At 61.5% G+C, this 21798-nt stretch carries 25 protein-coding genes; 9 read left to right on the top strand and 16 right to left on the bottom strand.

The window, feature by feature from the left end; genetic code table 11:
- Positions 1-98 precede the first annotated feature (98 nt).
- The 3 genes from M6D32_RS21305 to M6D32_RS21295 all read left to right on the top strand — a co-directional run bounded on the left by M6D32_RS21305 (position 99) and on the right by M6D32_RS21295 (position 2132).
- Positions 99-1304, top strand: a complete 1206-nt coding sequence (locus tag M6D32_RS21305) for a DUF2235 domain-containing protein (protein ID WP_298259933.1) — start codon at positions 99-101, stop codon at positions 1302-1304.
- A 96-nt stretch (positions 1305-1400) separates the two neighbouring features.
- Positions 1401-1916, top strand: coding sequence for a GNAT family protein (locus M6D32_RS21300; protein WP_298259931.1), 516 nt, complete (start codon positions 1401-1403; stop codon positions 1914-1916).
- Positions 1917-1970: 54 nt separating this feature from the next.
- Positions 1971-2132, top strand: a complete 162-nt coding sequence (locus tag M6D32_RS21295) for a hypothetical protein (RefSeq protein WP_298259929.1) — start codon at positions 1971-1973, stop codon at positions 2130-2132.
- 62 nt (positions 2133-2194) lie between these two features.
- On the opposite strand, the gene M6D32_RS21290 is transcribed toward M6D32_RS21295, so the two are convergent.
- From M6D32_RS21290 to M6D32_RS21265, 6 genes are read right to left on the bottom strand one after another with little or no spacing between them, the layout of a single operon-like run.
- Entirely contained in the window at positions 2195-2605 is a 411-nt protein-coding gene (locus tag M6D32_RS21290; RefSeq protein ID WP_298259927.1) for an SH3 domain-containing protein, read from the bottom strand.
- 59 nt (positions 2606-2664) lie between these two features.
- The gene (locus tag M6D32_RS21285) at positions 2665-3780 is read right to left on the bottom strand and encodes a branched-chain amino acid ABC transporter permease (RefSeq protein WP_298259924.1); all 1116 of its coding nucleotides are present in this window, start codon (positions 3778-3780) and stop codon (positions 2665-2667) included.
- A gap of 12 nt (positions 3781-3792) precedes the next feature.
- Positions 3793-4662 carry a branched-chain amino acid ABC transporter permease gene (locus M6D32_RS21280; protein WP_298259922.1) on the bottom strand — a complete coding sequence of 290 codons (870 nt, stop codon included), beginning with the start codon at positions 4660-4662 and terminating at the stop codon, positions 3793-3795.
- Positions 4663-4665: 3 nt separating this feature from the next.
- Entirely contained in the window at positions 4666-5367 is a 702-nt protein-coding gene (locus M6D32_RS21275) for an ABC transporter ATP-binding protein (RefSeq protein WP_298259920.1), read from the bottom strand.
- Between the two features lie 3 nt (positions 5368-5370).
- Complete coding sequence (locus tag M6D32_RS21270) at positions 5371-6087, bottom strand: ATP-binding cassette domain-containing protein (RefSeq protein WP_298259918.1); 717 nt, start codon at positions 6085-6087, stop codon at positions 5371-5373.
- Between the two features lie 8 nt (positions 6088-6095).
- Entirely contained in the window at positions 6096-7421 is a 1326-nt protein-coding gene (locus M6D32_RS21265; protein ID WP_298259916.1) for an ABC transporter substrate-binding protein, read from the bottom strand.
- Between the two features lie 145 nt (positions 7422-7566).
- Here M6D32_RS21265 and M6D32_RS21260 point away from each other — a divergent pair, with 145 nt between their 5' ends.
- The 3 genes from M6D32_RS21260 to M6D32_RS21250 all read left to right on the top strand — a co-directional run bounded on the left by M6D32_RS21260 (position 7567) and on the right by M6D32_RS21250 (position 10293).
- Positions 7567-8355, top strand: coding sequence for an IclR family transcriptional regulator C-terminal domain-containing protein (locus tag M6D32_RS21260; protein ID WP_298259915.1), 789 nt, complete (start codon positions 7567-7569; stop codon positions 8353-8355).
- A 130-nt stretch (positions 8356-8485) separates the two neighbouring features.
- A complete protein-coding gene (locus M6D32_RS21255; protein ID WP_298259913.1) occupies positions 8486-10075 on the top strand; it encodes a 4-hydroxyphenylacetate 3-hydroxylase N-terminal domain-containing protein in 1590 nt (529 codons plus the stop codon).
- A 68-nt stretch (positions 10076-10143) separates the two neighbouring features.
- Entirely contained in the window at positions 10144-10293 is a 150-nt protein-coding gene (locus M6D32_RS21250) for a hypothetical protein (RefSeq protein WP_298259910.1), read from the top strand.
- Positions 10294-10418: 125 nt separating this feature from the next.
- Here M6D32_RS21250 and M6D32_RS21245 read toward each other — a convergent pair whose 3' ends face one another.
- The 3 genes from M6D32_RS21245 to M6D32_RS21235 form a co-directional block, all read right to left on the bottom strand.
- Complete coding sequence (locus tag M6D32_RS21245; protein ID WP_298259908.1) at positions 10419-11408, bottom strand: ABC transporter substrate-binding protein; 990 nt, start codon at positions 11406-11408, stop codon at positions 10419-10421.
- Positions 11409-11436: 28 nt separating this feature from the next.
- Complete coding sequence (gene greA, locus M6D32_RS21240; protein WP_298259906.1) at positions 11437-11919, bottom strand: transcription elongation factor GreA; 483 nt, start codon at positions 11917-11919, stop codon at positions 11437-11439.
- Between the two features lie 62 nt (positions 11920-11981).
- Positions 11982-13085 carry a D-alanyl-D-alanine carboxypeptidase family protein gene (locus M6D32_RS21235; protein WP_298259904.1) on the bottom strand — a complete coding sequence of 368 codons (1104 nt, stop codon included), beginning with the start codon at positions 13083-13085 and terminating at the stop codon, positions 11982-11984.
- 274 nt (positions 13086-13359) lie between these two features.
- Between M6D32_RS21235 and M6D32_RS26960 the strand changes: the two genes are divergently transcribed.
- Positions 13360-13614, top strand: a complete 255-nt coding sequence (locus M6D32_RS26960; protein ID WP_366145850.1) for a hypothetical protein — start codon at positions 13360-13362, stop codon at positions 13612-13614.
- Here M6D32_RS26960 and M6D32_RS21225 read toward each other — a convergent pair.
- The 5 genes from M6D32_RS21225 to M6D32_RS21205 form a co-directional block, all read right to left on the bottom strand.
- Positions 13578-14462, bottom strand: a complete 885-nt coding sequence (locus tag M6D32_RS21225; protein ID WP_298259900.1) for an IS1 family transposase — start codon at positions 14460-14462, stop codon at positions 13578-13580. The genes M6D32_RS26960 and M6D32_RS21225 overlap by 37 nt on opposite strands.
- 97 nt (positions 14463-14559) lie before the next feature.
- Positions 14560-15096: a helix-turn-helix domain-containing protein gene (locus M6D32_RS21220; protein ID WP_298259898.1), complete on the bottom strand. Its 537-nt coding sequence runs from the start codon at positions 15094-15096 to the stop codon at positions 14560-14562.
- Positions 15093-15497, bottom strand: coding sequence for a DUF4258 domain-containing protein (locus tag M6D32_RS21215; RefSeq protein WP_298259896.1), 405 nt, complete (start codon positions 15495-15497; stop codon positions 15093-15095). The genes M6D32_RS21220 and M6D32_RS21215 overlap by 4 nt, the downstream gene beginning before the upstream one ends.
- 93 nt (positions 15498-15590) lie before the next feature.
- Positions 15591-15764, bottom strand: a complete 174-nt coding sequence (locus tag M6D32_RS21210) for an RNA-binding protein (protein WP_298259894.1) — start codon at positions 15762-15764, stop codon at positions 15591-15593.
- A 40-nt stretch (positions 15765-15804) separates the two neighbouring features.
- Positions 15805-16068, bottom strand: coding sequence for a hypothetical protein (locus tag M6D32_RS21205; RefSeq protein WP_298259893.1), 264 nt, complete (start codon positions 16066-16068; stop codon positions 15805-15807).
- 325 nt (positions 16069-16393) lie between these two features.
- Here M6D32_RS21205 and M6D32_RS21200 point away from each other — a divergent pair, with 325 nt between their 5' ends.
- Positions 16394-18745 carry a Tex family protein gene (locus M6D32_RS21200; protein ID WP_298259892.1) on the top strand — a complete coding sequence of 784 codons (2352 nt, stop codon included), beginning with the start codon at positions 16394-16396 and terminating at the stop codon, positions 18743-18745.
- 52 nt (positions 18746-18797) lie between these two features.
- Here the strand turns inward: M6D32_RS21200 and M6D32_RS21195 are convergent, their stop codons facing one another.
- A complete protein-coding gene (locus M6D32_RS21195) occupies positions 18798-19262 on the bottom strand; it encodes a RidA family protein (protein ID WP_298259890.1) in 465 nt (154 codons plus the stop codon).
- A 310-nt stretch (positions 19263-19572) separates the two neighbouring features.
- Complete coding sequence (locus M6D32_RS21190; protein ID WP_298259888.1) at positions 19573-20319, bottom strand: SDR family NAD(P)-dependent oxidoreductase; 747 nt, start codon at positions 20317-20319, stop codon at positions 19573-19575.
- Between the two features lie 332 nt (positions 20320-20651).
- Between M6D32_RS21190 and M6D32_RS21185 the strand changes: the two genes are divergently transcribed.
- Positions 20652-21674 (top strand): helix-turn-helix domain-containing protein, encoded by a 1023-nt coding sequence (locus tag M6D32_RS21185; protein ID WP_298259885.1) that lies wholly within the window; start codon positions 20652-20654, stop codon positions 21672-21674.
- Positions 21675-21798 lie beyond the last annotated feature (124 nt).

The raw sequence follows: 21798 nt of genomic DNA, 5'->3' as shown, positions 1-21798 counted from the left end.
ACAGGATTTGGCCGTCCGCCTCTGCTCGAGGTTGCAGCCGCCAGGATCTTGCCGTACCACTTCAGGGATCTCGTCTCAGATAATTGCGTGGGGACGCCATGGCGAAGGACATCGTCATTTGCTGCGACGGCACCGGCAATGAGATCAACAACACGCTCTCGAATGTGCTGAAGCTCTACCGGGTCCTCGAAAAGGACGCGGGCCAGCGCGTCTACTATCATCCAGGCGTCGGCACGATCGGCCTGCAAAGCACCTGGGGCCGTATCAAACAAGAGGCCTATGCCATCCGTGGCCTGGCGACGGGAGCCGGGCTCGATGAGGATACGCTCGCCGGTTATCGCTTCCTGTGCAAGACCTACGAAAAGGACGATCGGATCTGGCTGTTCGGTTTCAGCCGAGGCGCCTACACCGTGCGTGTGCTGGCCGCTTTCATTCAGGTGATCGGTCTGTTGCCGCCGGACCAGATTGATCTCGCCGGCTATGCCTTCTCGGCTTACAAGAGCGCCAGCGCGAATAGCGACAGTTCCGACGGCAAATTTCTGGATGGCGCCTGGCACTTCAGCCGGGTCGCGGGCGGCTATCATGTCCCGATCGAGTTTCTCGGAGTCTGGGATACGGTCGCTTCCGTCATCGTCCCGCGACAGGACAAGTTCTGGTTCGACCTGCAAACCCTGGTCTATACGCGCACCAATCCGAGCGTGAAGAAATTCCGCCAGGCGATGGCGATCGACGAGCGCCGCCGGATGTTCCGGCTCAACCATTGGACCGATCCGCAAAAATATCGCCCGGATATTTTCGATCCATCGAGTGCGATCGCTCAGGACATCCGCCAGGTCTGGTTCGCGGGCGTGCATTGCGACGTCGGCGGCGGCTATCCCGAAACGGAGAGCGGCCCCTCGAAATACCCGCTGCTGTGGATGATCGATCAGGCGGCGGCTTGTGGCCTTCGCTTCGATCCCTCCATGGTCGATCACCTCTGCTGGGGAAGGCAGCGAAGGGGCAGCAGCCACGTCTATCAGCCGCCGAGTTCGATCGCCCCGCTGCACGATTCGATGAACGCGGCGTGGGAAATTCTCGAGTGGCTGCCGAAAAACGAAAAATACCGGGAATGGCCGGAGCGCAAGTGCTTCCTCGGCTACTATTTGCCGCGCAGCGAGCCGAGGCTGATTCCGGACGGGGCCAACATCCATCAGTCGGTGGTCGATCGGATAGCGAGTGTGTCGTCGTACCGGCCGATCAACATGCCGAAATTGTACACGGTCGAACCGGGGCCGACCCCGCCTCCGCCCTCGCCCGGCGCGTAAAGCCTGCACAATTGCGATGCGGCGATAGTCCGCCTATCCTCCCTTGCATGTCGCAACAGGCGCGCGCAAGGCGCCGCTGATCGCAGGGGCTTGCAAGTGACCGTTTCCGTTCGTCCGATGACTTTGCAGGAAGCTTCGGAGATCATCGACTATTTCCACACCTCCACGCCCGAGCATCTGGAAGTGCTCGGGGTCGATCCGTCTCGCCTGCCGCCGTCCGCGCAATGGCAGCGGCGCTATGAAGAACTGTTCGACCAGCCCGTCGAGCAACGGAGCCACTTTCTGGTGAGCTGGTTTGAGGACAATCAATTCGTGGGCTTCTCGACCGCCGACAAGATCACGATCGGCGAGCGCGCCAATATGCATCTGCACGTCAAGGAGGCGTCACGGCGTCGACGCGGCATCGGTGTGGAGTGCGTCAGGCAAAGCGCCGAACTTTATTTTCAGACGTTGAAGCTGAAGCAGCTGTTCTGCGAGCCCAACGCGTTCAATGTCGCGCCGAACCGCACGCTGCAAAAGGCCGGCTTCAAGTATCTCAAAACGCACATGACCGTTCCCGGTCCTCTCAATTTTCACCAGGCGGTCAATCGATGGGTGATGGACAGAAGCTGAACTCGGTTCGATACCGGCCGGCTTCAGGTTCTGGGTGAAACGCCCGATTTCGAAATGCCAGCCGGCCGGTTGAGCAAGGCGTTGCAGGTTTCCTTTGAGGTGGCCGAGCCGTGGGCACTGGATTTTCCGAAGGCGAGCGTCATGCTCGAATGCGACAAGGCGTCTTCGGCCGCCGTGCCCCTGAACCTGCAGAACCTGCCGGTTGGCAAGTCGTAACTGCTCCGCCTTCTCAAGCCAATGCAGGTGAGTGAAGTGGCGCCGCGCGTTACCGCAGGCCGTTACCAGCGCCGGCCCCAACCCCAGCCCCGATACCATCCGTAATAGGGATAGCCGTAGCCGAAATACGGATAGGGGCGGTAATACGCCGGCGGCGGCCCGTAGTCCGGTTCGTCGTAGACCTGCACTGCACCCATCCTGCGTCCATGCGGGGCAGGCCGCGGCCCAAGCCCGACATTGCGTGCGATGACGTAGCCGTCCTTGCCGTCGAAGGATGCGGCGCACCAGCCATTGGTGCAATCGCCGACCTCCACCACGCCTCCCTTCGGGATAAGCGTCACAACCTCGGTATCGGTGCCCGGACCTTTGCGCAGGTTGGTTTCCCCGGTCGTGGCGATCGGCTTGGCTGTCGCGGAAACCGCCGACAGGAGGGTGACGATAGCGGCGGATGCCGCGGCTCTTGCGAAGCTCATGGCTGGGTCCCCTTTTTCGTGACCCGCAAAGAATGCCAACCGGAGCAAGCCTTGTCTTGTCAAAAATCTGTAAGCGCCTTCTGCTCCGCGGCATCGGCGACCAGTTTGCGCCGGGTCGGAAACAGCGTCAGATTGTAACGCTCGGCCACAAAGCCCCAGAGACCTTTCGGCGCGAACAGCATTACGACGATAGCGAGCGCGCCCAGCACAATGAGATACCAGGCGCCGAAGTCGGCGAGATATCGCTGCATCAGATAGAAGATGACGGCGCCGATCGCCGGGCCTTCGATGGTGCCGATACCGCCGATCACCGTGATGAAGATGATGTAAGCCGTCCAGTCCAGCACCGAGAAGGCGGCGTCGGGCGAGATGCGCGCCTTCTGAAGATAGATCACCGCCCCGATCATGCCGGTCATCGCGGCGGTCGCGACATAGACGAAAAGCTTGATGCGGTAGATGTCGACGCCGAGGCCGGCGGCGGCCCGCTCGTTGTCGCGGATCGCGCCGAGCGCAAGGCCGCGGCGCGAGCGCAGCATGAAGTAGACGAGCGCCAGCGTGCCGACCATCAGCGCCAGCACCAGCCAGTACGAAACGATGTCGCGCGCTGCCGGCGTGCGAACGTCGAGCAGCGCTTTCACCCATGCGATGCCGGGCACCGATGACGTGACTAACGGATCGAGCGACGTCCCGGTGCCGCCGCCCAGCATCCTGAACTGGGCGAAAACCAGGCGATAGACTTCCGCCACCACCCAGGTGCCGATTGCGAAATAAGCGCCGCGCAGGCGAAACACGACGAGCGCGGTCGGCAACGCCACGATCGCCGAGACGATTCCAACAATTGGAATCGCAAGCAACGGATTGATGCCGCCGGGCAAGGTCAATGCGAACAGCAAATAGCCGCCAAGACCGACAAAGGCCTGCTGGCCGACCGAAATGAGACCGGCATAGCCCGCGAGCAGATTCCAGCATTGCGCCAGCGCCAGCATGTAAAACAGGAAGATCAGGTTCTGGATCAGCTCGCGGCCGGCGAAGGCCGGCAGTATGATGGCTATCAGCAACGCAACACCGAGGATAGCGGCGGATATGCGCGAGGCGCGGCTCGCCGTCTCGATGCGGAATGTCGGCTTCGGCTTTGAAGTATCCTTGGTCATATCCCTGGGCGTATCAGCCGCCATCGCCGGCCTCCCCTAATCCAGCGCGCGGGGAAACAACCCGCGCGGCCGGATCACCAGCACGATGAGGAACGCGAGATGGCCCGATAATATCTGCCACTCCGGATCGATGCGCGCACCGATGGTTTGCGCCACGCCGAGCACGATGCCGCCGGCGAGCGTGCCCCAGAAGCTGCCAAGGCCGCCGATGATCACGGCTTCAAAGGCGTAAAGTAGCCGCGCCGGACCAATCGTCGGATCGAAATTCGCGCGTAGACCCAGATAGAGCGCAGCGATCGCGATCACGGCGAAGGCAAGCCCCATCGCGGTTGCAAAGATGCGGCTGACGTCGATGCCCATCAGTTGCGCGATCTCCAGATCGTCAGAGGTGGCGCGGAACGCCTGCCCGATCCTTGTGCGATAGAACACGAAGTTGAGGAACATGATCACCGCGATCGCGGAGACGAGCGTCAGTAGCGGCACGACGCCGACCGCGATGCCGCCGCCAAGCGGGATCGACGCGGTTTCGATCGCGCCAGAGCGCAGGCGCACGCTGTCGGCCGAGAATAGCTGCAACAGTCCGTTCTGGATGATGATCGACAGGCCAAAAGTGACCAGCAGCGGCGGCAGCAGGTCGCGCCCCAGTGTTCGGTTGAGCAGCACACGTTGAAGCGCATAACCGACGACAAACAGAACGGGGAGCGCGATCACCGCCGCCACGAACGGGTCAAGACCGAGTGCCCGCGCGATCAGCAAGATCGCATAGGCCGCAATCACGATGAAATCGCCGTGGGCAAGGTTAACCAGCCGCATCACGCCGAAGATCAGCGACAGCCCGGCTGCAAACAGCGCATAGAGCCCGCCGAGCAGCACGCCCTGGATCACTGCATCGAGCCAGCCGGTCATCTCTTATTGTCCGAAATAGGCGCGGTGAATGGAATCGCGCGTCAGTTCGTCGGGACGGCCGGCCAGCGAGAGCCTTCCCTCCTGGAAACAGTAGACGCGGTCGGCCACTTTCATGGCTTGCACGATGTCCTGCTCGACCAGCACGATGCTGCTGCCATCGGCCTTGACCTGCGGCAGCGCCGCATAGATGTCGGAAATCACAATCGGCGCAAGCCCGAGGCTGATCTCGTCGCACAAGAGAATGCGCGGGTTGGACATCAGCGCGCGGCCGATCGCCGCCATCTGCTGCTGCCCGCCCGACAGCGTCGAGGGCGCGGCCGACCGCCGCTCTCTGAGGATCGGAAACAGCGAATAGACGCGCTCAAGCGTCCACGCCCCCGGCGTCTTGTTGCCATAGCCGCCGATCTGAAGATTTTCCTCCACCGTCAGCGACGGAAACAAGCGCCGTCCCTCCGGCACGAGCGCGATGCCGAGCTTGACGATGTCAGCCGCCGCGCGTGCGCCGATCGGCTGCCCATCGAGCAGGATGCTCGACGGCGCGGCGCGGATGAGGCCGGCGATCGCTTTGAGGAACGTCGACTTGCCGGCGCCGTTGGCGCCGATGATGGCGATGGTCTCGCCTTTTTCCAGCACCGCGTCGATGCCATAGAGCGCCTGGAAGTCGCCGTAGAAGGCGGTGAGATTTCGGGTCTCGAGCAGCGCCATGCCTTACGCCTCGATGCCGATATAGATCTGACGCACTTCCGCGCGCTGCATCACGTCCTTCGGCACGCCTTCAGCAACCTTGCGGCCGAAATTGAGCACGACCAGGCGATCGACGACAGCGACCAGCGCATGCACGACGTGTTCGATCCAGAGGATCGCAACGCCGCTCTTGTGAATTGCCCGGATCGTATCGACGAGTTCGAGGCACTCGCCTTCGGTGAGACCGCCCGCGATTTCGTCGAGCAGCAACAGCCGTGGTTCGGTCGCGAGCGCGCGCGCCATCTCCAGCCGCTTGCGCTCCAGCAGCGTCAGCGATCCGGCGAGCGTATTGGCGCGCTTGAGCAGACCCAGCGAGGCAAGAATCTCGCCGCAGGATTGCGCGGCTTCTCGCTCGGTCTTGCGCCGGCCATGGACAGCGCCAACCAGAAGATTCTCGAACACCGTGAGTTTTTCGAACGGCTGCGGGATCTGGCGGGTGCGTCCGAGCCCGGCGCGGCAACGGCCCTGCGGCGACACGCTCGCGAGATCGCCACCGTCAAAGCGGATCACGCCGCCATCCTGCGCGAGGTCGCCGGTGATCAGGTTGAACAGCGAGGTCTTGCCGGCGCCATTCGGTCCGATGATGCCAACGGCCCCGCCCGCTGCCACGGCAAGATCGAGATCGTCAGCGACCACGATCGAGCCGAAGCTTTTCTTTAAGCCCGCAACGTCCAGTATCATCGCGTTGCTTAAGCGATCGCTTCCATCTTGCCGCCGACGGGAATCGCCGGCGCGGTTTTGTTGTCCGTGATGACAATATCGTATTTGCCGTCCTTGTAACGCCATTGTCCGCCGACCAGCGGCGTCTTGGTGACGTTCTTGGCGGCGAACGGCGGCAGGTTCGCCCCGTTCCACTGCACCTTTCCGACGACAGTGTCGAGATTGGTGGAGGCCACGGCCGCGGTGATCGCCTTGCCGTCACGATCCTGCGTGCGCTTCATCACGTCGACCGCGAGTTCAAACAGCGCGTGCACGAAGCCGATAGGCTGGGTCCATTGCTTCCTGGTCGCCGTCTCGAAGCCGTGGGCGAGGTCCTTCGCGCTCACGCCCGTCAGCGACGACTTGAACGGATGGCTCGGCGTCCACCACACTTCCGACGACAGGTTGTTGCCGTCCTTGCCCAGCGCCTCGACCGCGACCGGGAAAAGGATCGCCTTGCCGATCGAAGCTACCTTCGGCTTGAAGCCCTGCTGCAACGCCTGCTTCCAGAAGGTGGTGAAATCCGGCGGTATGACCACGCCGGTCACGATCTCGCAATTGGCCGCCTTGAACGCGCCGATCTGCGCCGAGAAATTGTCGGTGAGGTTCTGATAGCGCCCGGGATCGGTCAGCTTGTAACCCTGCTTGTCGAGCACCGGCGGGAAGCCGACGACCTTGTCGCCCCAGGCGTTGCCGTCGCCGTCGTTCGGAAACAGCCCGCCGACCGATTTGTTGGTCGCGACCTGAGCCCACATGTTGGTGTAGACGGCGATGACGTCCTCGAGGCCCCAGAAGAAGTGATAGGTGTAGTTGAAGCCTTTCCACGCCGGCGGCCCGCCGGCGGGATTGGCCTGACGGCCGATGAACCACGGCTGCCATGGCGCCATGGTGGAGATGCACGGCACTTCCTCGATCTCGCACTGGGTCGAAACCGGATTGGTCGTCTCGGGCGTCGATGCCACCAGCATCAGGTCGATCTTGTCCTGGACGATCAGGTCCTTCGCGACCTGGGCGGCGCGGTTCGGATTGGACTGGCTGTCCTTGACGACGACTTCGACCGGCACGGTGGCGTTGCCAACCTTGATGCCGGCTTTGGTCGCTTCCTTGAATTGCGCGATGATGAAGTTGTCGGCCTCGGCAAACGCCGCGAGCGGACCGGTTTGCGGCGAGACATAGCCGAGCTTGATCGGCCGCGTTTGCGCGATCGCCGGCGATTTCAAGCCTGCGGAAAGTACAGCGCTCGCCGCGGAATATTTCAGGAGCGTGCGGCGGTCGATCCTCTGGCGATGAAACGAACTGGTGTTCTGGCAGGTCATCTGCACGTCCTCCCCCTCTTAAGGATGCGCCGGATTCTCGTTGATCTGTCGGATTGACAGTCGGACCGGCGTTCGATATTCGAACAAGCGTTCGTATGCCGACCAGTGTCCGACAAGGATTCCACGGAGTCAACAGTCCCGCGTCATGACCGAAACCGCGCAGCCCCATAAAGACGACCGCGAAGACAAGGAGTTCATGACGACGCTCGCCAAGGGCCTCGCCGTGCTCGGTGCGTTCGGCAAAGAGCGCCCGAGCATGACGCTGTCGGAAGCGGCGCAAGTCGCGGACCTGTCGCGGGCCGCCGCGCGGCGCGTGCTGCGAACCCTCAACCAGCTCGGCTATGTCGACCAGGACGGCCGTACTTTTTCGCTCTCGCCGCGCATTCTCGATCTCGGCTTCGCCTATCTCTCGACGCAGAGCTGGATCGACCGCGCGCTCCCCTTGATGCGCGAACTCAGCGAACGGTTCGGCGAATCCTGTTCGGCGGTGATCCTGCAAGGCAACGACATCGTCTATGTCGCGCGCGTGCCGGCGCGGCGGATCATGTCGGCGGCGCTTTCGGTCGGCAGCCGCCTGCCGGCGCTGCACACCGCGCTCGGGCGGGCATTGATCGGCTATCTCGACGAGGCGGAGATCTGGCGGCGACTGAACGCGCGGCGCATCGAGGCCTATACGCCGCAGACCATCACCGACATCCAGGCGCTGTTCGACCGCATCCGCGACGACCGCGTGCAAGGGTTTTCCATCGTCGACGAAGAACTAGAGCGCGGCCTGCGCGCGCTCGCGGTGCCGCTGCTCGACCGCAGCGGCCAGGTAGTCGGCGCCATCAATCTCTCCACGCATTCGACGCGAACGACGCGGAGCGAAATGCGCGAACACTTTCTCCCCGCACTGAACCGCCTCGCCGCGCAGGTCTCCTCGCTCACGGTCTGAAGCGTTTTCGAGCAAAGCCCCTCCCCTTGCCAATCCGCAGGCACGGCCGTATCGTTTCGCTAAGTTCGGAATACGGACACAAGTTCGATAATCGAACATTCGGTAAAGACAAAACGAGGAGGGAGAGACGATGGCAGGCAAGGCGTCAGCGGCACAGGCCATTCCGGGCGAGCATACGGGCAACGTCAAAGTCAGCCGTCCGCAGACCGGGGCGGAATATCTGGAGTCGCTGCGCGACGATCGCACCGTCTACATCTACGGCGAACGCGTGAAGGACGTCACCAGGCATCCCGCCTTCCGCAACACCTCGCGCATGGTCGCCCGCCTCTACGACGCGCTTCACGACGACAAGCACAAGGACAAGATCCTGTTGCCGACCGACACCGGCAATGGCGGCGTGACGCACGCCTTCTTCAAGGCGCCGAAGACCATGGAAGAAATGATCCAGGGCCGCAGCGCGATCGCCGAATGGGCCAGGATCACCTATGGCTGGATGGGCCGTGCGCCCGACTACAAGGCCGCTTTCCTCGCGACGCTTGGCGCGAACTCTGATTTTTACGATCCGTACCAGGAAAACGCAAAACGCTGGTACAAGTTCAGCCAGGAGCGCGTGCCCTTCATCAATCACGCGATCATCCATCCGCCTGTCGATCGCGACCGACCGCCGAACGAAGTCGCCGACGTCTGCTGCCATATCGAGAAGGAAACCGATGCCGGCATCATCGTGTCCGGCGCCAAGGTGGTCGCGACCGGCTCAGTGCTGACGAACTACACCTTTGTCGCCCATCACGGCCTCATTCCGCTGCAGGACAAGAAATTCGCCGTCGTGTTCATGGTGCCGACCAACGCGCCCGGCGTGAAATTCATCTGCCGCACCTCCTATGAGATGAGCGCGAGCGTGATGGGAAGTCCGTTCGACTATCCGATCTCGAGCCGGCTCGACGAAAACGACGCCGTCTTCATCATGGACAAGGTGCTGGTGCCCTGGGAGAACGTGTTCGTCTACGGCGACATCGAGAAGGCGAACAATTTCTTCCCGCGCACCGGATTTTTGCCGCGCTTCGTCGTGCATGGCTGCACGCGGCTCGCCGTCAAGCTCGACTTCATCAGCGGGCTATTATTGAAGGCAACCGAAGCCGCCGGCACCAAGGATTATCGCGGCGTGCAAGCCAATGTCGGCGAGGTGATCGCCTGGCGTAATCTGTTCTGGAGCCTGTCGGACGCCATGGTGCGCGACCCCAAGCCATGGATCGGCGATTACAAGCTGCCGAACATGGATCCGGGCAACGCCTATCAGATCATCGCCACCATGGCCTACACCAAGGTGAAATACCTGATCGAGCAGACGGTGGCGTCGGGCCTGATCTATCTCAACAGCCATTCCAGCGATTTCAAGAACGGCGAGATCCGCCCCTATCTCGATCGCTATCTGCGCGGCTCCAACGGCTACAAGGCCGAGGAGCGCGTCAAGCTGCTCAAGCTGCTCTGGGACTGTATCGGCAGCGAATTCGGCGGCCGGCACGAACTGTACGAAATCAACTACGGCGGCTCGACCGAGGAAATCCGCCGCTACTGCCTGTTCGGCGCGCAGGCTTCCGGCAACGCCGATCGCTTCAAGGGCTTTGCCGAGGACTGCATGGCGGAATACGACCTCGACGGCTGGAAGGTGCCTGACCTCACCGATCCCGGCGAACTCAGCTATCACATGATGAAGAAGTAAGGGCGCGCGATGTCGGGGTAGCGTTTGCGCTGCTCCGATGCGGGGCGAGCTAAGGAAATCAAGGCGGGATGAATAAACCGGTCCCATCTTCCATCGATCCGAAACGCTTCCGTTCGGTAATGGGCGCGTTCACAACCGGCGTCGCCGTGATCGCGACAGAGTGGAACGGCGAATGGTTCGGCGCGACCGTGAATTCGCTCGCCTCTGTGTCCAGATGACGTGCATTACATTGCGATGACCCACCTCGACCGCGATCATGCCGGCGGCCTCGCCAAGCCAACCGTGGTGGTTTTCATTCCTGGCAGCGGTTGCGGCATTTTTCTTTTTCTCTCTCGCGTGGCAATCAGTTCGGTAGGAACCTGAACGAAATGAAGTCGTCCATGCGCGCGGCGGACGCCCGGCTGATGGTTGCGGATTGCGCCAACAGATCGACCGACGCTTTGACGTCGGCGCGACTGGCGCGGAACGGCGGTTGGCCCTTCGTTGCGTCGGTATGATAGAGCGGGATGGTCAGCTTCAGCCCTTCGATCAGGTCGTCGCGTAGTCCTGCCTTGGGACTGACCTTCAGCATCGCGTCGACGGCGGCTGCTGGATCCTTTTCGGCGTCAGTGACCGCGTGCGTCGCCGCCCGCATGAAGCGCGCGACGAGGTCTCCATGCTTGTCGGTGGTGTCCTTCGCAGCAACGATCGACGAACTTGCGAGGTTGACGCCGTAGTCGGCGAACGGCAGCGTCGTCACCGGCTTGTGCGTGGCCGCGGTGATCCTCAGGTTTTGATCCATGGAATAGCCGAGCATGGCGTCGGCCTGGCCGTTGATCACGGCATTCAGCTTCGCGCGGTTGTCGCCGGCGATGATCGTCATGTCGCTTTCCTTCATGCCGACCTTGCTCAGCACGAGCGGGAGAATCTGGGAGAGCGAATCGCCGGGCGTCAGCGCAAGCGACTTGCCGCGCAGGTCCTGGGGCTCGCGAATATTTTTCTCGGCGAGCGAAATGAAAGCCATCGGGCTCTTTTGCAACAGCACGCCCACGACCACGACCGGTGCGCCCTTGTCAGCCGCCTTCAGGACCGACGCCAGATCGGCGTAGCCGAACGTCGCGGTTCCCGCCGCGACCGCCTGAACCGTCGGCACGGAACCGCGTCCCTGCCGGATATCGAGATCGATTCCTTCCTTCTCGAAATATCCGCGTTCCATGCCGAGGAAGAACGGCGCATGTTCCGCGTAGAGGTACCAGTTCAGGAGCAACGTCGCCTTGTCGGCCGCCCGCGACGGGGCGAATGGCGCCGCAAAAAGCAAAGCAATGACGATAACCAGAGATCGCTGGAGTGACATTCCCTCTCCTTGCACCTGTTAACAGCTTTTACGCGATCGCGATGATTTCGAGTTCGTGGCCCGCGGACTTCACCGCGTCGCCAACCGCCTTGCCGAACAGGGATTTCGCGACCGGAGCCACGAAGGAAATCGAGCCGGCCCTGGGATCGGCTTCGTCCTCGCCGACGATGCGATATTTCTGCACGCGCCCGTCCTCGCGGCTGAAGGTCACCGTGCTACCGAAGGCAACCGTGTCCGTGGACTTGGGAGGCTGAACAAGCTGGGCCGTTCGCACCCGTTCAGCGAGATAGCGGGCTTCGCGCAACGGAATCGCGGCTTGCCGCCGCCGTTCATTCACGTCCTCGACGCGTTGCGCTGCTTCAAAGGCCTCGCGCGCCTGGCTCAGCTGAAGTTCAAGCGCCTTCAATCCTGTTGCGGTGACGAGATTCGGATGAGGTGAGATCGGACGGTCCGGCAGCAGCGTCTCCGACGCCGTCTCGGCACTCTCTTCCTTGGTGAAGGCAACGCTCAATATCGAATCCCTTTGGGTGTTTGCAGCAGGTTGATCGTTTCGTGAAACGATTGGCTGGCGGCTCAGTTCGCCGCCGCGGTGGCTTGCCGGATTTTCAACCCCGGACGATGGTGCGCCATTTCCTCGCCGTCGATCGGGGCGACATGCGGCGGGTCCCGGTCCAAATAGGGACGTCCGAGTCCGAACTCGCTGCCGTGGTCGTCGACCCATTTCCAGAGCATTTCGCTGGCGCCAAGTCGTTCCGCACGCGTCGTGCCTTTGATGCTGACGATGTCGGCCGCAAGGCCGTGGCCATAGCCGCCGCGAAGGCTGCCGCCATGGTAAGAGCGGTTATCGGCGGCCTTCAGGCCGCTCGCGATCGACTGGCGGTAATCGTCACGAAATGCGCTGGTGATGCCGGGCGCCAGTCCGGCCTGATCCGCCGCCCGAAGCATTTGAAACAGCCTCAGCTTGAAACCCCGGTCGACGCCGCCGATCACATAATCCACCAACGACATGTCCGCATGTGTTGCGGCCTTGGGATCCTTCCAGGCAAAATCCTCGTCGATGACGGTCGTCGAAGTTCTGGTCACCGTCTTCAGCTTGCCCTTTTTGCGGATCGTGACCTTTCTCCGTGTGGTCTCCCGGATCGCATCCTCCTTCGGCGTGCGCTGGTAGAGCTGCCAGAGGTAGCGGTCGACGCAGGTCTCCAGCACCAGGCAGTCGTCGACGATCTCGACCGGGCTGCTCGCGTCGTAAATTTCTTCCGTCTGCGGACCCGCAACATTGCTCGGCTGCGTCGTCGCCTCGATCGATGGGTTGGGCGGCTGCTCGTCCGGCGTTTCCAGCGCGGCCATCACCGGCTGGCCGGTCGCCGGCGCATCCACTTTCGGTGGATCGATCACATCAGGCGGCGCGATGCTCGGCGCATCGACACTTGGCTCATCAATATTCGAGGCATCCACCTCGCGCGCCGGCGCCGGATTGATCAACGGATCGATCGTGGCTGTCGCCGGCTCGCTCGGAAGGACGATGTCTGCAGGGACAGGCGCGACTTCCGTTGCGTCAGGTGTTACCTCGGCAACGGCCAGGGAATAAACGTCGCTCAGCGGATAGCTGGCAATCACGAGCACAGCAAACACCGCAACCGGAATGGTGATTTCCCGGCACCAGAGCGCTATCGCCATGAACCGCCGATTGATGACCAATGCCTCGACCTGGCTAAATGCGGCGATATCTTCACCCGGCCGACCTTTTGAGTAAAGGCCCCGGCATCTGGCCCGCGCCCGGATTCGAGGTGGAACTCACAAGGCGGTGGGGCTGAAAAGACCAACCCCCGCGATGTGCCGTCATGGGCGCCGCCCCGCGCGCGGCGGCCGACGCGATCAGGGAGCGAATCTCGCCGGCTGACCGTGAAGATATCGCCGCACTGCCGGGCGATCACTTTCCAGCCCGGCCCGCATGGAATCGTCGATCCCCGAGCATGAGCAGATCATGCAGGCCATTCTTCGCAATGACGCCGCGCAAGCCGGCCTCGTCATGCGCTCGCACGTCACGTTGCTTGGCGACGGCCTTTCCGACCTGCTGCATTTTCCTGCGCCTCTAACGCGATCAAAATCTGCTGGCCGAACTCGCCTGAGCGGCTTCGCTGCGATGTTGTGTCGATTGCGGGTAGTGTCTCAGTTTGAAATTTCTGCCGCAGCACTTTTCTTGTAAGGACCGCGAATAGCGGGGATAGGATTGGCGGCGTCGATCAGCGAAACCGCATCTTCCATCTTCATAATTCGGTCAGTCACGCCAGCCGCCATTGCCGGGGTAGCGCCAAGGGTCTTATGGACCCGGCAGAAATTGTAAAAGAAGAAGTAGAGCGCCAGCGCGTGACAGTGGTTTTCAAACTTCTTGCTGAACGCGGTCAGGCGCGTAAACCGGCGCATTGACACCCGCATGGTCAGGTTCTGCCGTTCCACAAAAGACGTGCTGATGTGCTGCGGATCGGGATTGCCCATGACCGGGGTCTTGATCGTGCCAATGCAGGCAGCGGGGCTATAGCGTCCCGGACCAGCCGGGGTTGCCGCGAAAATCTTGTTCAGCATCGCAAAGTCAGCATCAAAATCGACCTCGCTAACAGCCTTCAAATAAGCCCTGTGACCGTCCGTGGTGAGCTGGACGCGGTTGGCAAGTCTCGCCTTTAGATCGGCCATAAATGACGTACCGGTGAAGGCGCTGCGGTCGCCAACGTGCCACGAAACGATAAGCTTGGAGTCGGCATCAATGCCGGTCCACGTCCAAGCGTCGCCCGCACCTTCCGGGGCAGCCTTGGCGTGTTTGACATTCTTTTGCTTGGCGTAGGAAAAACTCCAAATCTCATCGCACTGGACGCGCTGGGCAGGGATTTCCCGCACCACTTCGTCATGGAAGTTGGCGCAAGCTAAACCAGCATCGACCAAAAGCTTTGTGACGGTATTGATCGATACCCCGGCAACACGGCTGATCGACCGCATCGAGGACCCTTCGCACAGAAGGCGAAGGATTTGGACACGGGTTTCTATCGGGAGCTTGTTCATGCCCCCGACAATATGAACTTTTATGCTTAGCGTCAAGATATTTTTTCAGTTTCCGAAAAGGTGAGGTTTTGACGCCAACCGCACCCCTTTTTAAGGCTTACCCGCAAGCAACGCGCATGGGGGAGGCCTTTTTCCAACGTTGGCTATGCTCGTTGTGACGGAAGACTACTGGGGCCGGCATAGGTTCGTCGCCGTCAATAATCCCCTCGCACAACTCTTTAAGTTTTTGCAGCAGTTCTCGGCCTTGAGGCTGAGCAATCGGGCTGCCAAGGAACAACACGCGCAGCATGAAGTCGGCTGAGCCGGTCATGGGTACGGTTTCTCCTTTTTCCCATCGGGCCACAGTCTGATCGCTCACGCGCAAGAGCGCACCAAGCTGCGCCTGCGTCATGTCCATGTGGTCGCGCAGAAAGCGGATTTCTTTCGGCGCAAGAGTCTTCTTAGTCGTCACCAGATAGAGTCCAATGGACTTCCAGAGCCCATCTAGATTCTCAACGGTGATGTACTCCTCACCATCAATGATTTCGCGGGTGAAGCCGTTGTACAGATAAACGTCATCCAAGCCGCAAGCAGTGTAATGCAGCGGCTTTCCTACAGTTTCGCCGTAGCGTGCGTTTCGGAATTGGATGTTCATGTAACGTCTTCCCATTCCACGGTTTTGACTAATAGGCGTTCGGTGCGTACCGTGATTACAACCACACCTACCTCCCTGCGTCCGTTCGGACGGTACGCCATTTTTATTTTCCACTCTCCGCGTTCACGTCCTGCTTCGACCTTTCCTTTCGGCGATCCTTTGCGCATCACCTCAAGCGCGGTCTTATCGGTGATGCCACGTTCGCTCATGCGCTCGAACGCATGAGCCGACCATTTGATTTTCGTGGTGTCTGCGGCCAGTTTCCGAACCAACTCACCGACTGTTTCGGCGCGCGGCACCAGGCTGACTACATTTGCCTGTGGCGCCGGAATCCGCGACACCCTCGGCGCGGGTGCGAGGGCTGGTTTTAGTGGTATCGGCGGCTGATCTTCCTCAGACATTGCACCTATCATAATGATAGGTTGGTAACTAAGCAACAGTTAAGCTGTTCACAAGGTACGGTAACTTTCTTGTGTGACTCTGCGGCAACGAGGCTACTTATCCCATCGGGATTTCGCGGCTTTTTTCGCTATTTCGCGCCGTTTTCGGGCAGAAAGACCGGCCGCCCGTGCCTTGCCTCCCATGCGTCCCAATGCCACGGCGGCGGCGTTCTTGCCGTCCTCGGTGGTCAGGTCGTCGATCTCGCCGGTAGCGATCTTGCCGACCATGACGGCCGCGCCGATCACGTCGCCGGGACGTTTTTCGCCTCTAGGGCCTCGGGGCATACTTCTTGATCCCTAAACGCCACCACATGTAGCCGTGAGCGTGTACACGTCCCAGCAATTCCCTGAGAGCGGATTCGATTTCGTGTTCAGTCGATAGTCCGGCAATGGCGTCCTTAATGACCTGCTCGTCCGCCAGACCGACGGCATCAGCAAAATAGCCGGCCGCTGGCCTTGCCGGGCAGGTTCCAAGAGGGAAGTCTTTTCGGTCTTGGCCGGCTAAGCGGCCGTAGTACTCAGAAGGCTGCATGGGATGATTCCTGCGAGCCCAGCCGACAGTAGAATAATGCTTAGCGGTAAGCTTCGCAAGGTAGCCGGCAGCTAACCATTATGGCGGTGTACAGGTGATTTGCCCGACGGCACAAGTCCGGTTGGGTGTTCGAAATTTCAAACTGAGACACTACCCGATTGCGCAACACGCCGGACGTAAAAGCCACAGTTTTTTCGCAGCAACACAACGTGATCAACAGCGCATTCGATCCCGCCACGGGGGTTGATGAATCGCGCCGGATCAGTCCATAAGCGATCGTGACGGCGGTACGGCCCGCCGCGGAATTTCGAAGGAAGACTCTCGCGTGGCAAACATCAATCGGAAGATCGCTGAAGAACTTGGCGTCCGCGAACAGCAGGTCGCGGCAACGGTGGAACTGCTCAACGGCGGCGCGACGGTGCCGTTCGTCGCGCGCTACCGCAAGGAAATCACCGGCGGCCTCGATGACGCGCAGCTGCGCACGCTGGAAGAGCGCCTGACCTACCTGCGCGAGCTCGAAGAACGCCGCGGCGTGATCCTCGAATCGATCCGCGAGCAGGGCAAGCTCGACGCTGCGCTGGAAGCTTCCATCATGGCGGCCGACAACAAGGGCCGGCTCGAGGATATCTACCTGCCGTTCAAGCCGAAGCGCCGCACCAAGGCGGAGATTGCCAGGGAAGCCGGCCTCGAGCCGCTGTCGGAACTTCTCCTTGCCGATCCGAACAACGACCCGAAGAAAATCGCCCAGAGCTTCGTCAACCCGGACAAGCAGGTCGCGGACATCACCGCGGCCCTTGAGGGCGCGCGCGCGATTCTGGTCGAGCGTTTTGCCGAAGATGCCGACCTGATTGGCGAACTGCGTGAGCGGATGTGGTCGAACGGCCTGATGTCGTCGACGGTGCGCGACGGCAAGAAGACCGAGGGCGAGAAGTTCAAGGACTATTTCGAATTCAGCGAGCCGTTGGTCAAGCTGCCGTCGCACCGCATCCTGGCGCTGTTTCGCGGCGAGAAGGAGGAGATCCTCGATCTCGCGATGCAACCGGAGCAGGTAGCCGCGACGCCCGCCCCGGCGGCAACGCCAAGTTCCTATGAACTGAAGATCATGCAGCGCTTCGGTATCTCCGATCGGGGCCGGCCGGGCGACAAGTGGCTGGCGGAAACGGCGCGCTGGGCCTGGCGCACCAAGATCCAGGTGCATCTCAACATCGACATGCGCGCGCGGCTGTGGGCCGCCGCCGAGGAAGAAGGCGTGCGCGTGTTCGCCTCCAACCTGCGCGACCTCCTGCTGGCGGCACCGGCCGGCGCACGCGTCACCATGGGCCTCGATCCCGGCTATCGCTCCGGCGTGAAGACGGCAGTGGTCGATGCAACCGGCAAGGTCGTCGCGACAACGACGATCTATCCGCACGAGCCGCAGCGCGCCTGGGATGCCTCATTGGCGATGCTCGGCAAGCTCGCTGTCGCACACAAGGTGGACCTGATCGCGATCGGCAACGGCACGGCCTCGCGCGAGACCGACAGGCTGGCGTCGGATCTGGTCAAGCTGCTGCCCGACCTGAAGATGTCCAAGATCGTGGTGTCGGAGGCCGGCGCATCGGTCTATTCGGCCTCCGCCTTCGCCTCCGAAGAACTGCGCGAACTCGATGTCACGCTTCGCGGCGCGGTGTCGATCGCGCGACGTCTGCAGGATCCGCTGGCGGAACTGGTGAAGATCGATCCGAAAGCGATCGGCGTCGGCCAGTACCAGCACGATCTCGGCGAAACCAAGCTCGCCCGCTCGCTCGACGCCGTGGTCGAAGACTGCGTCAACAGCGTCGGCGTCGACGTCAACACCGCTTCCGCCCCGCTGCTCGCCCGCGTGTCGGGCATCGGCGGCGGCCTCGCACAAAGCATCGTTCAGCACCGCGACGCCAACGGCCCGTTCAGGTCTCGCAAGGCGCTGAAGGAAGTGGCGCGGCTTGGCCCCAAGGCCTTCGAGCAATGCGCCGGCTTCCTGCGCATCAATGACGGCGAGGATCCGCTCGACAAATCCGGCGTGCATCCGGAGGCCTATCCGCTGGTGCGGAAGATTCTGCAAGCCACCAAGAGCGACATCAAGGCGCTGATCGGCAATGTGGACGTGCTGCGCAAGGTGCAACCGAAAACGTTTGTCGACGACACGTTTGGCTTACCTACTGTCACCGACGTCCTGCGCGAACTCGAAAAGCCCGGCCGCGATCCCCGCCCCGCCTTCAAGGCTGCGGTGTTCATGGAAGGCGTCGAGAAGGTGAGCGACCTGAAGCCGGGGATGGTCCTTGAAGGCGCCGTCACCAACGTCGCGGCCTTCGGCGCCTTCGTCGACATCGGCGTGCATCAGGATGGCCTCGTGCACATCTCGGCGATGTCGAAGACCTTCATCAAGGACCCGCGCGACGTCGTGAAGCCCGGCGATATCGTCAAGGTGAAGGTGCTGGAAGTCGACGTCGCCCGCAAACGCATCGCGCTGACGCTGCGCATGGACGACCCGGTCGGCGCCAAGGCAGGTGTCAAGGCCGATCGCCTGCAATCCGATCGCGGCCCGCGCTTCAACGACAAGCAGATGACCTCGCGTGGGCCGGCCAGGCCGGATATCGGCGGCGGTGCCTTTGCGGAAGCGATGCGCCGCGCGGCGGAACGCGGCGGCCGGAAAGCGAAGTAGGCTCGCTCTCGCCGCGAGGAGCCTTTTGAAAGGCTCCTTGCGCAAGTAAGTCTCACTTCCCCGGCGGGAAGGCCGCGATCATGTCGAGCTCGATGCGGGCGCCCGGCGTCGAAAGCTGGTTGATGCAGATGGTCGTGCTGGCGGGCGTCCAGGATCCGAAATATTCCTTCATCACAGCCACCATGCCATCCTGATCGCGAATATCGGTCAGATATTTCGTCACCTTGACGACGTCGGTAAAAGTCAAACCCTGATGCTCCAGGATCGTCTTGATCGTCTCCATCGCGCGACGCGTCTGGTCCTCGATCTTGTTCGGATGATCGTGCTCGGAGATCACATGCGGATGCTTGTGATAGAGCGGCGACGGAGTCGCGCCGGAAATGAACAGCAGGCCGCACGGGCTTTCGACCCGCATCGCCGGCGCATAGGGCATGTCAACGCGCCGCTCCGGCTCGGTCTGGATTTCCTGCAAGTTCGGGTTGGTGGGCGAAGTCTGAAAGGCGGGTTTCCTGGTCATGTCAGCTCCGAGGGCGCCACGATCGTCACGATCTCGTCGGGCCGCGGCGCATTGGGGACCATGACGCCGAGCGTGTCAATTTGACCGAACGACCAGACGTCGTCCTAGTGCTCCGATTCCGAAGTTCGTATCATATTGCGGCTCCACGTTTACGAACTTCGGAATCAAAGGAGCACTAGCCAATTATATGATTTCTAGTGCGGTTTAGAATTTGAAGTTCCTATGACGAGGTTACCGCGAAACTGATAGGAACTTCAAATTCACCGCACTAGTGGCCCAGCGGAATATCGATCGCCGCGCCGACGCAGCGTCACGCGCTCAATCCACCGTCGACCATCAGCCGGCTTCCCGTCGTGAAGCTAGAGGCGTCGGAAGCAAGATAGAGCACCGAGCGGGCAATCTCCTCCGCGCGGGCATGGCGCCGCAATGGCACTATCTCGTTGAAAAAAGCGGTCGCATCCCGCCCAAGCGCGGTGCTGAGGTTCTTCTCCACATGCGATTGAAATTCATTGTCCACCGGACCGGGATGAATGGTGTTGACGCGGATATTGCGCGGCGCCGCTTCCTTGGCCAGCACCCGCATCAGTCCGACCTGGGCGTGCTTGGCGGTTACATACGCGCAAACACCGGCGTCACCGGTGACGCCGACAATGCTGGATGTAATGACGATGGAGCCGCCGTCATTCATGTGTGGAAGTGTGTGCTTGGCGACCAGAAAAGCGCCTTTGACATGGACAGCCAGAACGGAGTCGAAAACGTCCTCCGGATATTCGGTCACCGAGGCGACGACACCGAAATTGCCGGCATTGCTGAACAGCAGGTCGACATTTCCCCATCGGCCAACCGTCTTTGAGACGAAGTTCGCAACGCTCCCCGATTGACTTACGTCCGCCACGCAGCACGCCAGACGGTCGACGGTCCCGAAATCCGCCCCGATTGCCGCGACGGCCTGCTCGAGGGCGGCATCTGTAAGGTCAACGAGCATGACCTTCGCACCTTCCGCGAGCAGGAGCTTCGCCGTCGCCAGGCCGATACTGCCGGCGCCGCCGGTGATCATGCATACCTTGTTTTGCATCTGCTGAGACATGGGATTTCCTGACTTTGGGGTGCGACCATAGCGGCGAGAGCGCCGCGGCGCATTTCCGAGAGTGCATTCGGCATTGCTCCGCAGCGAACAGTCCGAGGCCCTTGCACAGCGGCGTTTGCTGCGCCGCGCACATACGAGATGAACCATTGCGGTTGGTCCGCGCGGTTTCGGCAGAGCCTGTGCCTACGCCTTATTTCCCGGGAATGGGCCGTTGTTGGCGCACCGCTGGTGGGATATCGTTGATCATGCGAGATCGGCGAAGCCAAAGGCGAGGGCGTCACATTGTGGAGTACAATTCGATCATGACGCCCCCCGGGTCAGCGAGCCCCGGCGGCAGCCGCATCGACATCTTCTCGACTGATGACGTCGACCGTAACGATCGCGTGGAATATTGGAACGGGATCGCCACCCGCTACTTCGGTCATCTTGAGGCGCACGCGACCGGCCCTTCCGAATTCCGCGCCACCTTGACCACGCGGCCGGTATCGTTCTTGCGGGCGTTCCACATCGCCGGCTCGGGCCATCAGGTCCGCCGTGACGCGCCGAATGGGGGTGCCGTTCCCGACGCTATCAAGCTTTTGCTGCAGGTTCGCGGCCGCTGCCGGGTCGATCAGAATGGCCGGACCGCGCATCTCGATCCGGGTTCGTGGTGCGTTTACGATACGTGGCGGCCTTACGAGATCACCAATCTCGGCCGGGTCGAGCAGATTGTCATTCAGATCCCGCGCCATCAAATCATCGACCGGAGCTTTCGTCGTCTCTCCGAACCGTTTCTCGCCGATCCAAATCGGTCTGCCATGGCGCAGATCGCAGCCTCCTTCATCCGCTCATACACCGATCCGGGGATTGTGCCGGAAGACGGCGACGAGTTTCTGGCGGAGACGACCGTCGGCTTCGTCCGCCGCGCACTCCATGCCAACGCGTCGCAGCGCCGCAGCGTGCAGACCCCGTCGAACCAGCTCCGCTCCCGCGTCCGGCAATATATTCTTGCCCATTTGAGCAACCCCGATCTTTCAATCGATCGGATCGCTCAATCGATGGGCTGTTCCAAACGTTACCTGCATCAAGTCTTTGCCATGGAGAACGTGACGATCGAGCGTCACATCTGGCGGCTGCGCATCGATCGCTGCTGCGAGGCGCTGGCTGAACAGGGGCAAATGAAGAAGTCGATCTCGGAGATCGCGTTTGAATGGGGCTTCAACAGCAGCGCACATTTCTCGCGCCTGTTCAAGGCCCAGGTTGGAGTCGCACCGACTTCGTTCCGCCGCAAGCCAACGGCTACGCCCGTGCAGTCCGGAAAAGGCAGAGTCGGCCTGGTTGCCTGATCGGACCTCGGTTTTCCAAACCCAAGGTCGCCACCGCCGGACTGTCAGGCATTCGGCCGGTCGGCGCATCATGAGAGCACCGGCAAGCGCCTCGCTTTCGATCAAAGGGTGGATGCGCTTTCAG

This window comes from Bradyrhizobium sp. (genome assembly GCF_027307225.1).
In the GTDB taxonomy this organism is placed as follows: Bacteria; Pseudomonadota; Alphaproteobacteria; order Rhizobiales; family Xanthobacteraceae; genus Bradyrhizobium.
The sequence above is the reverse complement of the archived record's forward strand: the minus strand, read 5'-3'. Positions and strand labels throughout refer to the sequence as shown.

Coding starts and splice junctions, on each gene's coding strand:
- M6D32_RS21305 (WP_298259933.1), top strand. CDS start 99: ATGGCGAAGGACATCGTCATTTGCTGCGACGGCACCGGCAATGAGATC.
- M6D32_RS21295 (WP_298259929.1), top strand. CDS start 1,971: ATGCCAGCCGGCCGGTTGAGCAAGGCGTTGCAGGTTTCCTTTGAGGTG.
- M6D32_RS21290 (WP_298259927.1), bottom strand. CDS start 2,605: ATGAGCTTCGCAAGAGCCGCGGCATCCGCCGCTATCGTCACCCTCCTG.
- M6D32_RS21285 (WP_298259924.1), bottom strand. CDS start 3,780: ATGGCGGCTGATACGCCCAGGGATATGACCAAGGATACTTCAAAGCCG.
- M6D32_RS21280 (WP_298259922.1), bottom strand. CDS start 4,662: ATGACCGGCTGGCTCGATGCAGTGATCCAGGGCGTGCTGCTCGGCGGG.
- M6D32_RS21275 (WP_298259920.1), bottom strand. CDS start 5,367: ATGGCGCTGCTCGAGACCCGAAATCTCACCGCCTTCTACGGCGACTTC.
- M6D32_RS21270 (WP_298259918.1), bottom strand. CDS start 6,087: ATGATACTGGACGTTGCGGGCTTAAAGAAAAGCTTCGGCTCGATCGTG.
- M6D32_RS21265 (WP_298259916.1), bottom strand. CDS start 7,421: ATGACCTGCCAGAACACCAGTTCGTTTCATCGCCAGAGGATCGACCGC.
- M6D32_RS21260 (WP_298259915.1), top strand. CDS start 7,567: ATGACCGAAACCGCGCAGCCCCATAAAGACGACCGCGAAGACAAGGAG.
- M6D32_RS21255 (WP_298259913.1), top strand. CDS start 8,486: ATGGCAGGCAAGGCGTCAGCGGCACAGGCCATTCCGGGCGAGCATACG.
- M6D32_RS21250 (WP_298259910.1), top strand. CDS start 10,144: ATGAATAAACCGGTCCCATCTTCCATCGATCCGAAACGCTTCCGTTCG.
- M6D32_RS21245 (WP_298259908.1), bottom strand. CDS start 11,408: ATGTCACTCCAGCGATCTCTGGTTATCGTCATTGCTTTGCTTTTTGCG.
- M6D32_RS21235 (WP_298259904.1), bottom strand. CDS start 13,085: ATGGCGATAGCGCTCTGGTGCCGGGAAATCACCATTCCGGTTGCGGTG.
- M6D32_RS26960 (WP_366145850.1), top strand. CDS start 13,360: ATGGAATCGTCGATCCCCGAGCATGAGCAGATCATGCAGGCCATTCTT.
- M6D32_RS21225 (WP_298259900.1), bottom strand. CDS start 14,462: ATGAACAAGCTCCCGATAGAAACCCGTGTCCAAATCCTTCGCCTTCTG.
- M6D32_RS21220 (WP_298259898.1), bottom strand. CDS start 15,096: ATGAACATCCAATTCCGAAACGCACGCTACGGCGAAACTGTAGGAAAG.
- M6D32_RS21215 (WP_298259896.1), bottom strand. CDS start 15,497: ATGTCTGAGGAAGATCAGCCGCCGATACCACTAAAACCAGCCCTCGCA.
- M6D32_RS21210 (WP_298259894.1), bottom strand. CDS start 15,764: ATGGTCGGCAAGATCGCTACCGGCGAGATCGACGACCTGACCACCGAG.
- M6D32_RS21205 (WP_298259893.1), bottom strand. CDS start 16,068: ATGCAGCCTTCTGAGTACTACGGCCGCTTAGCCGGCCAAGACCGAAAA.
- M6D32_RS21195 (WP_298259890.1), bottom strand. CDS start 19,262: ATGACCAGGAAACCCGCCTTTCAGACTTCGCCCACCAACCCGAACTTG.
- M6D32_RS21190 (WP_298259888.1), bottom strand. CDS start 20,319: ATGATCACCGGCGGCGCCGGCAGTATCGGCCTGGCGACGGCGAAGCTC.
- M6D32_RS21185 (WP_298259885.1), top strand. CDS start 20,652: ATGACGCCCCCCGGGTCAGCGAGCCCCGGCGGCAGCCGCATCGACATC.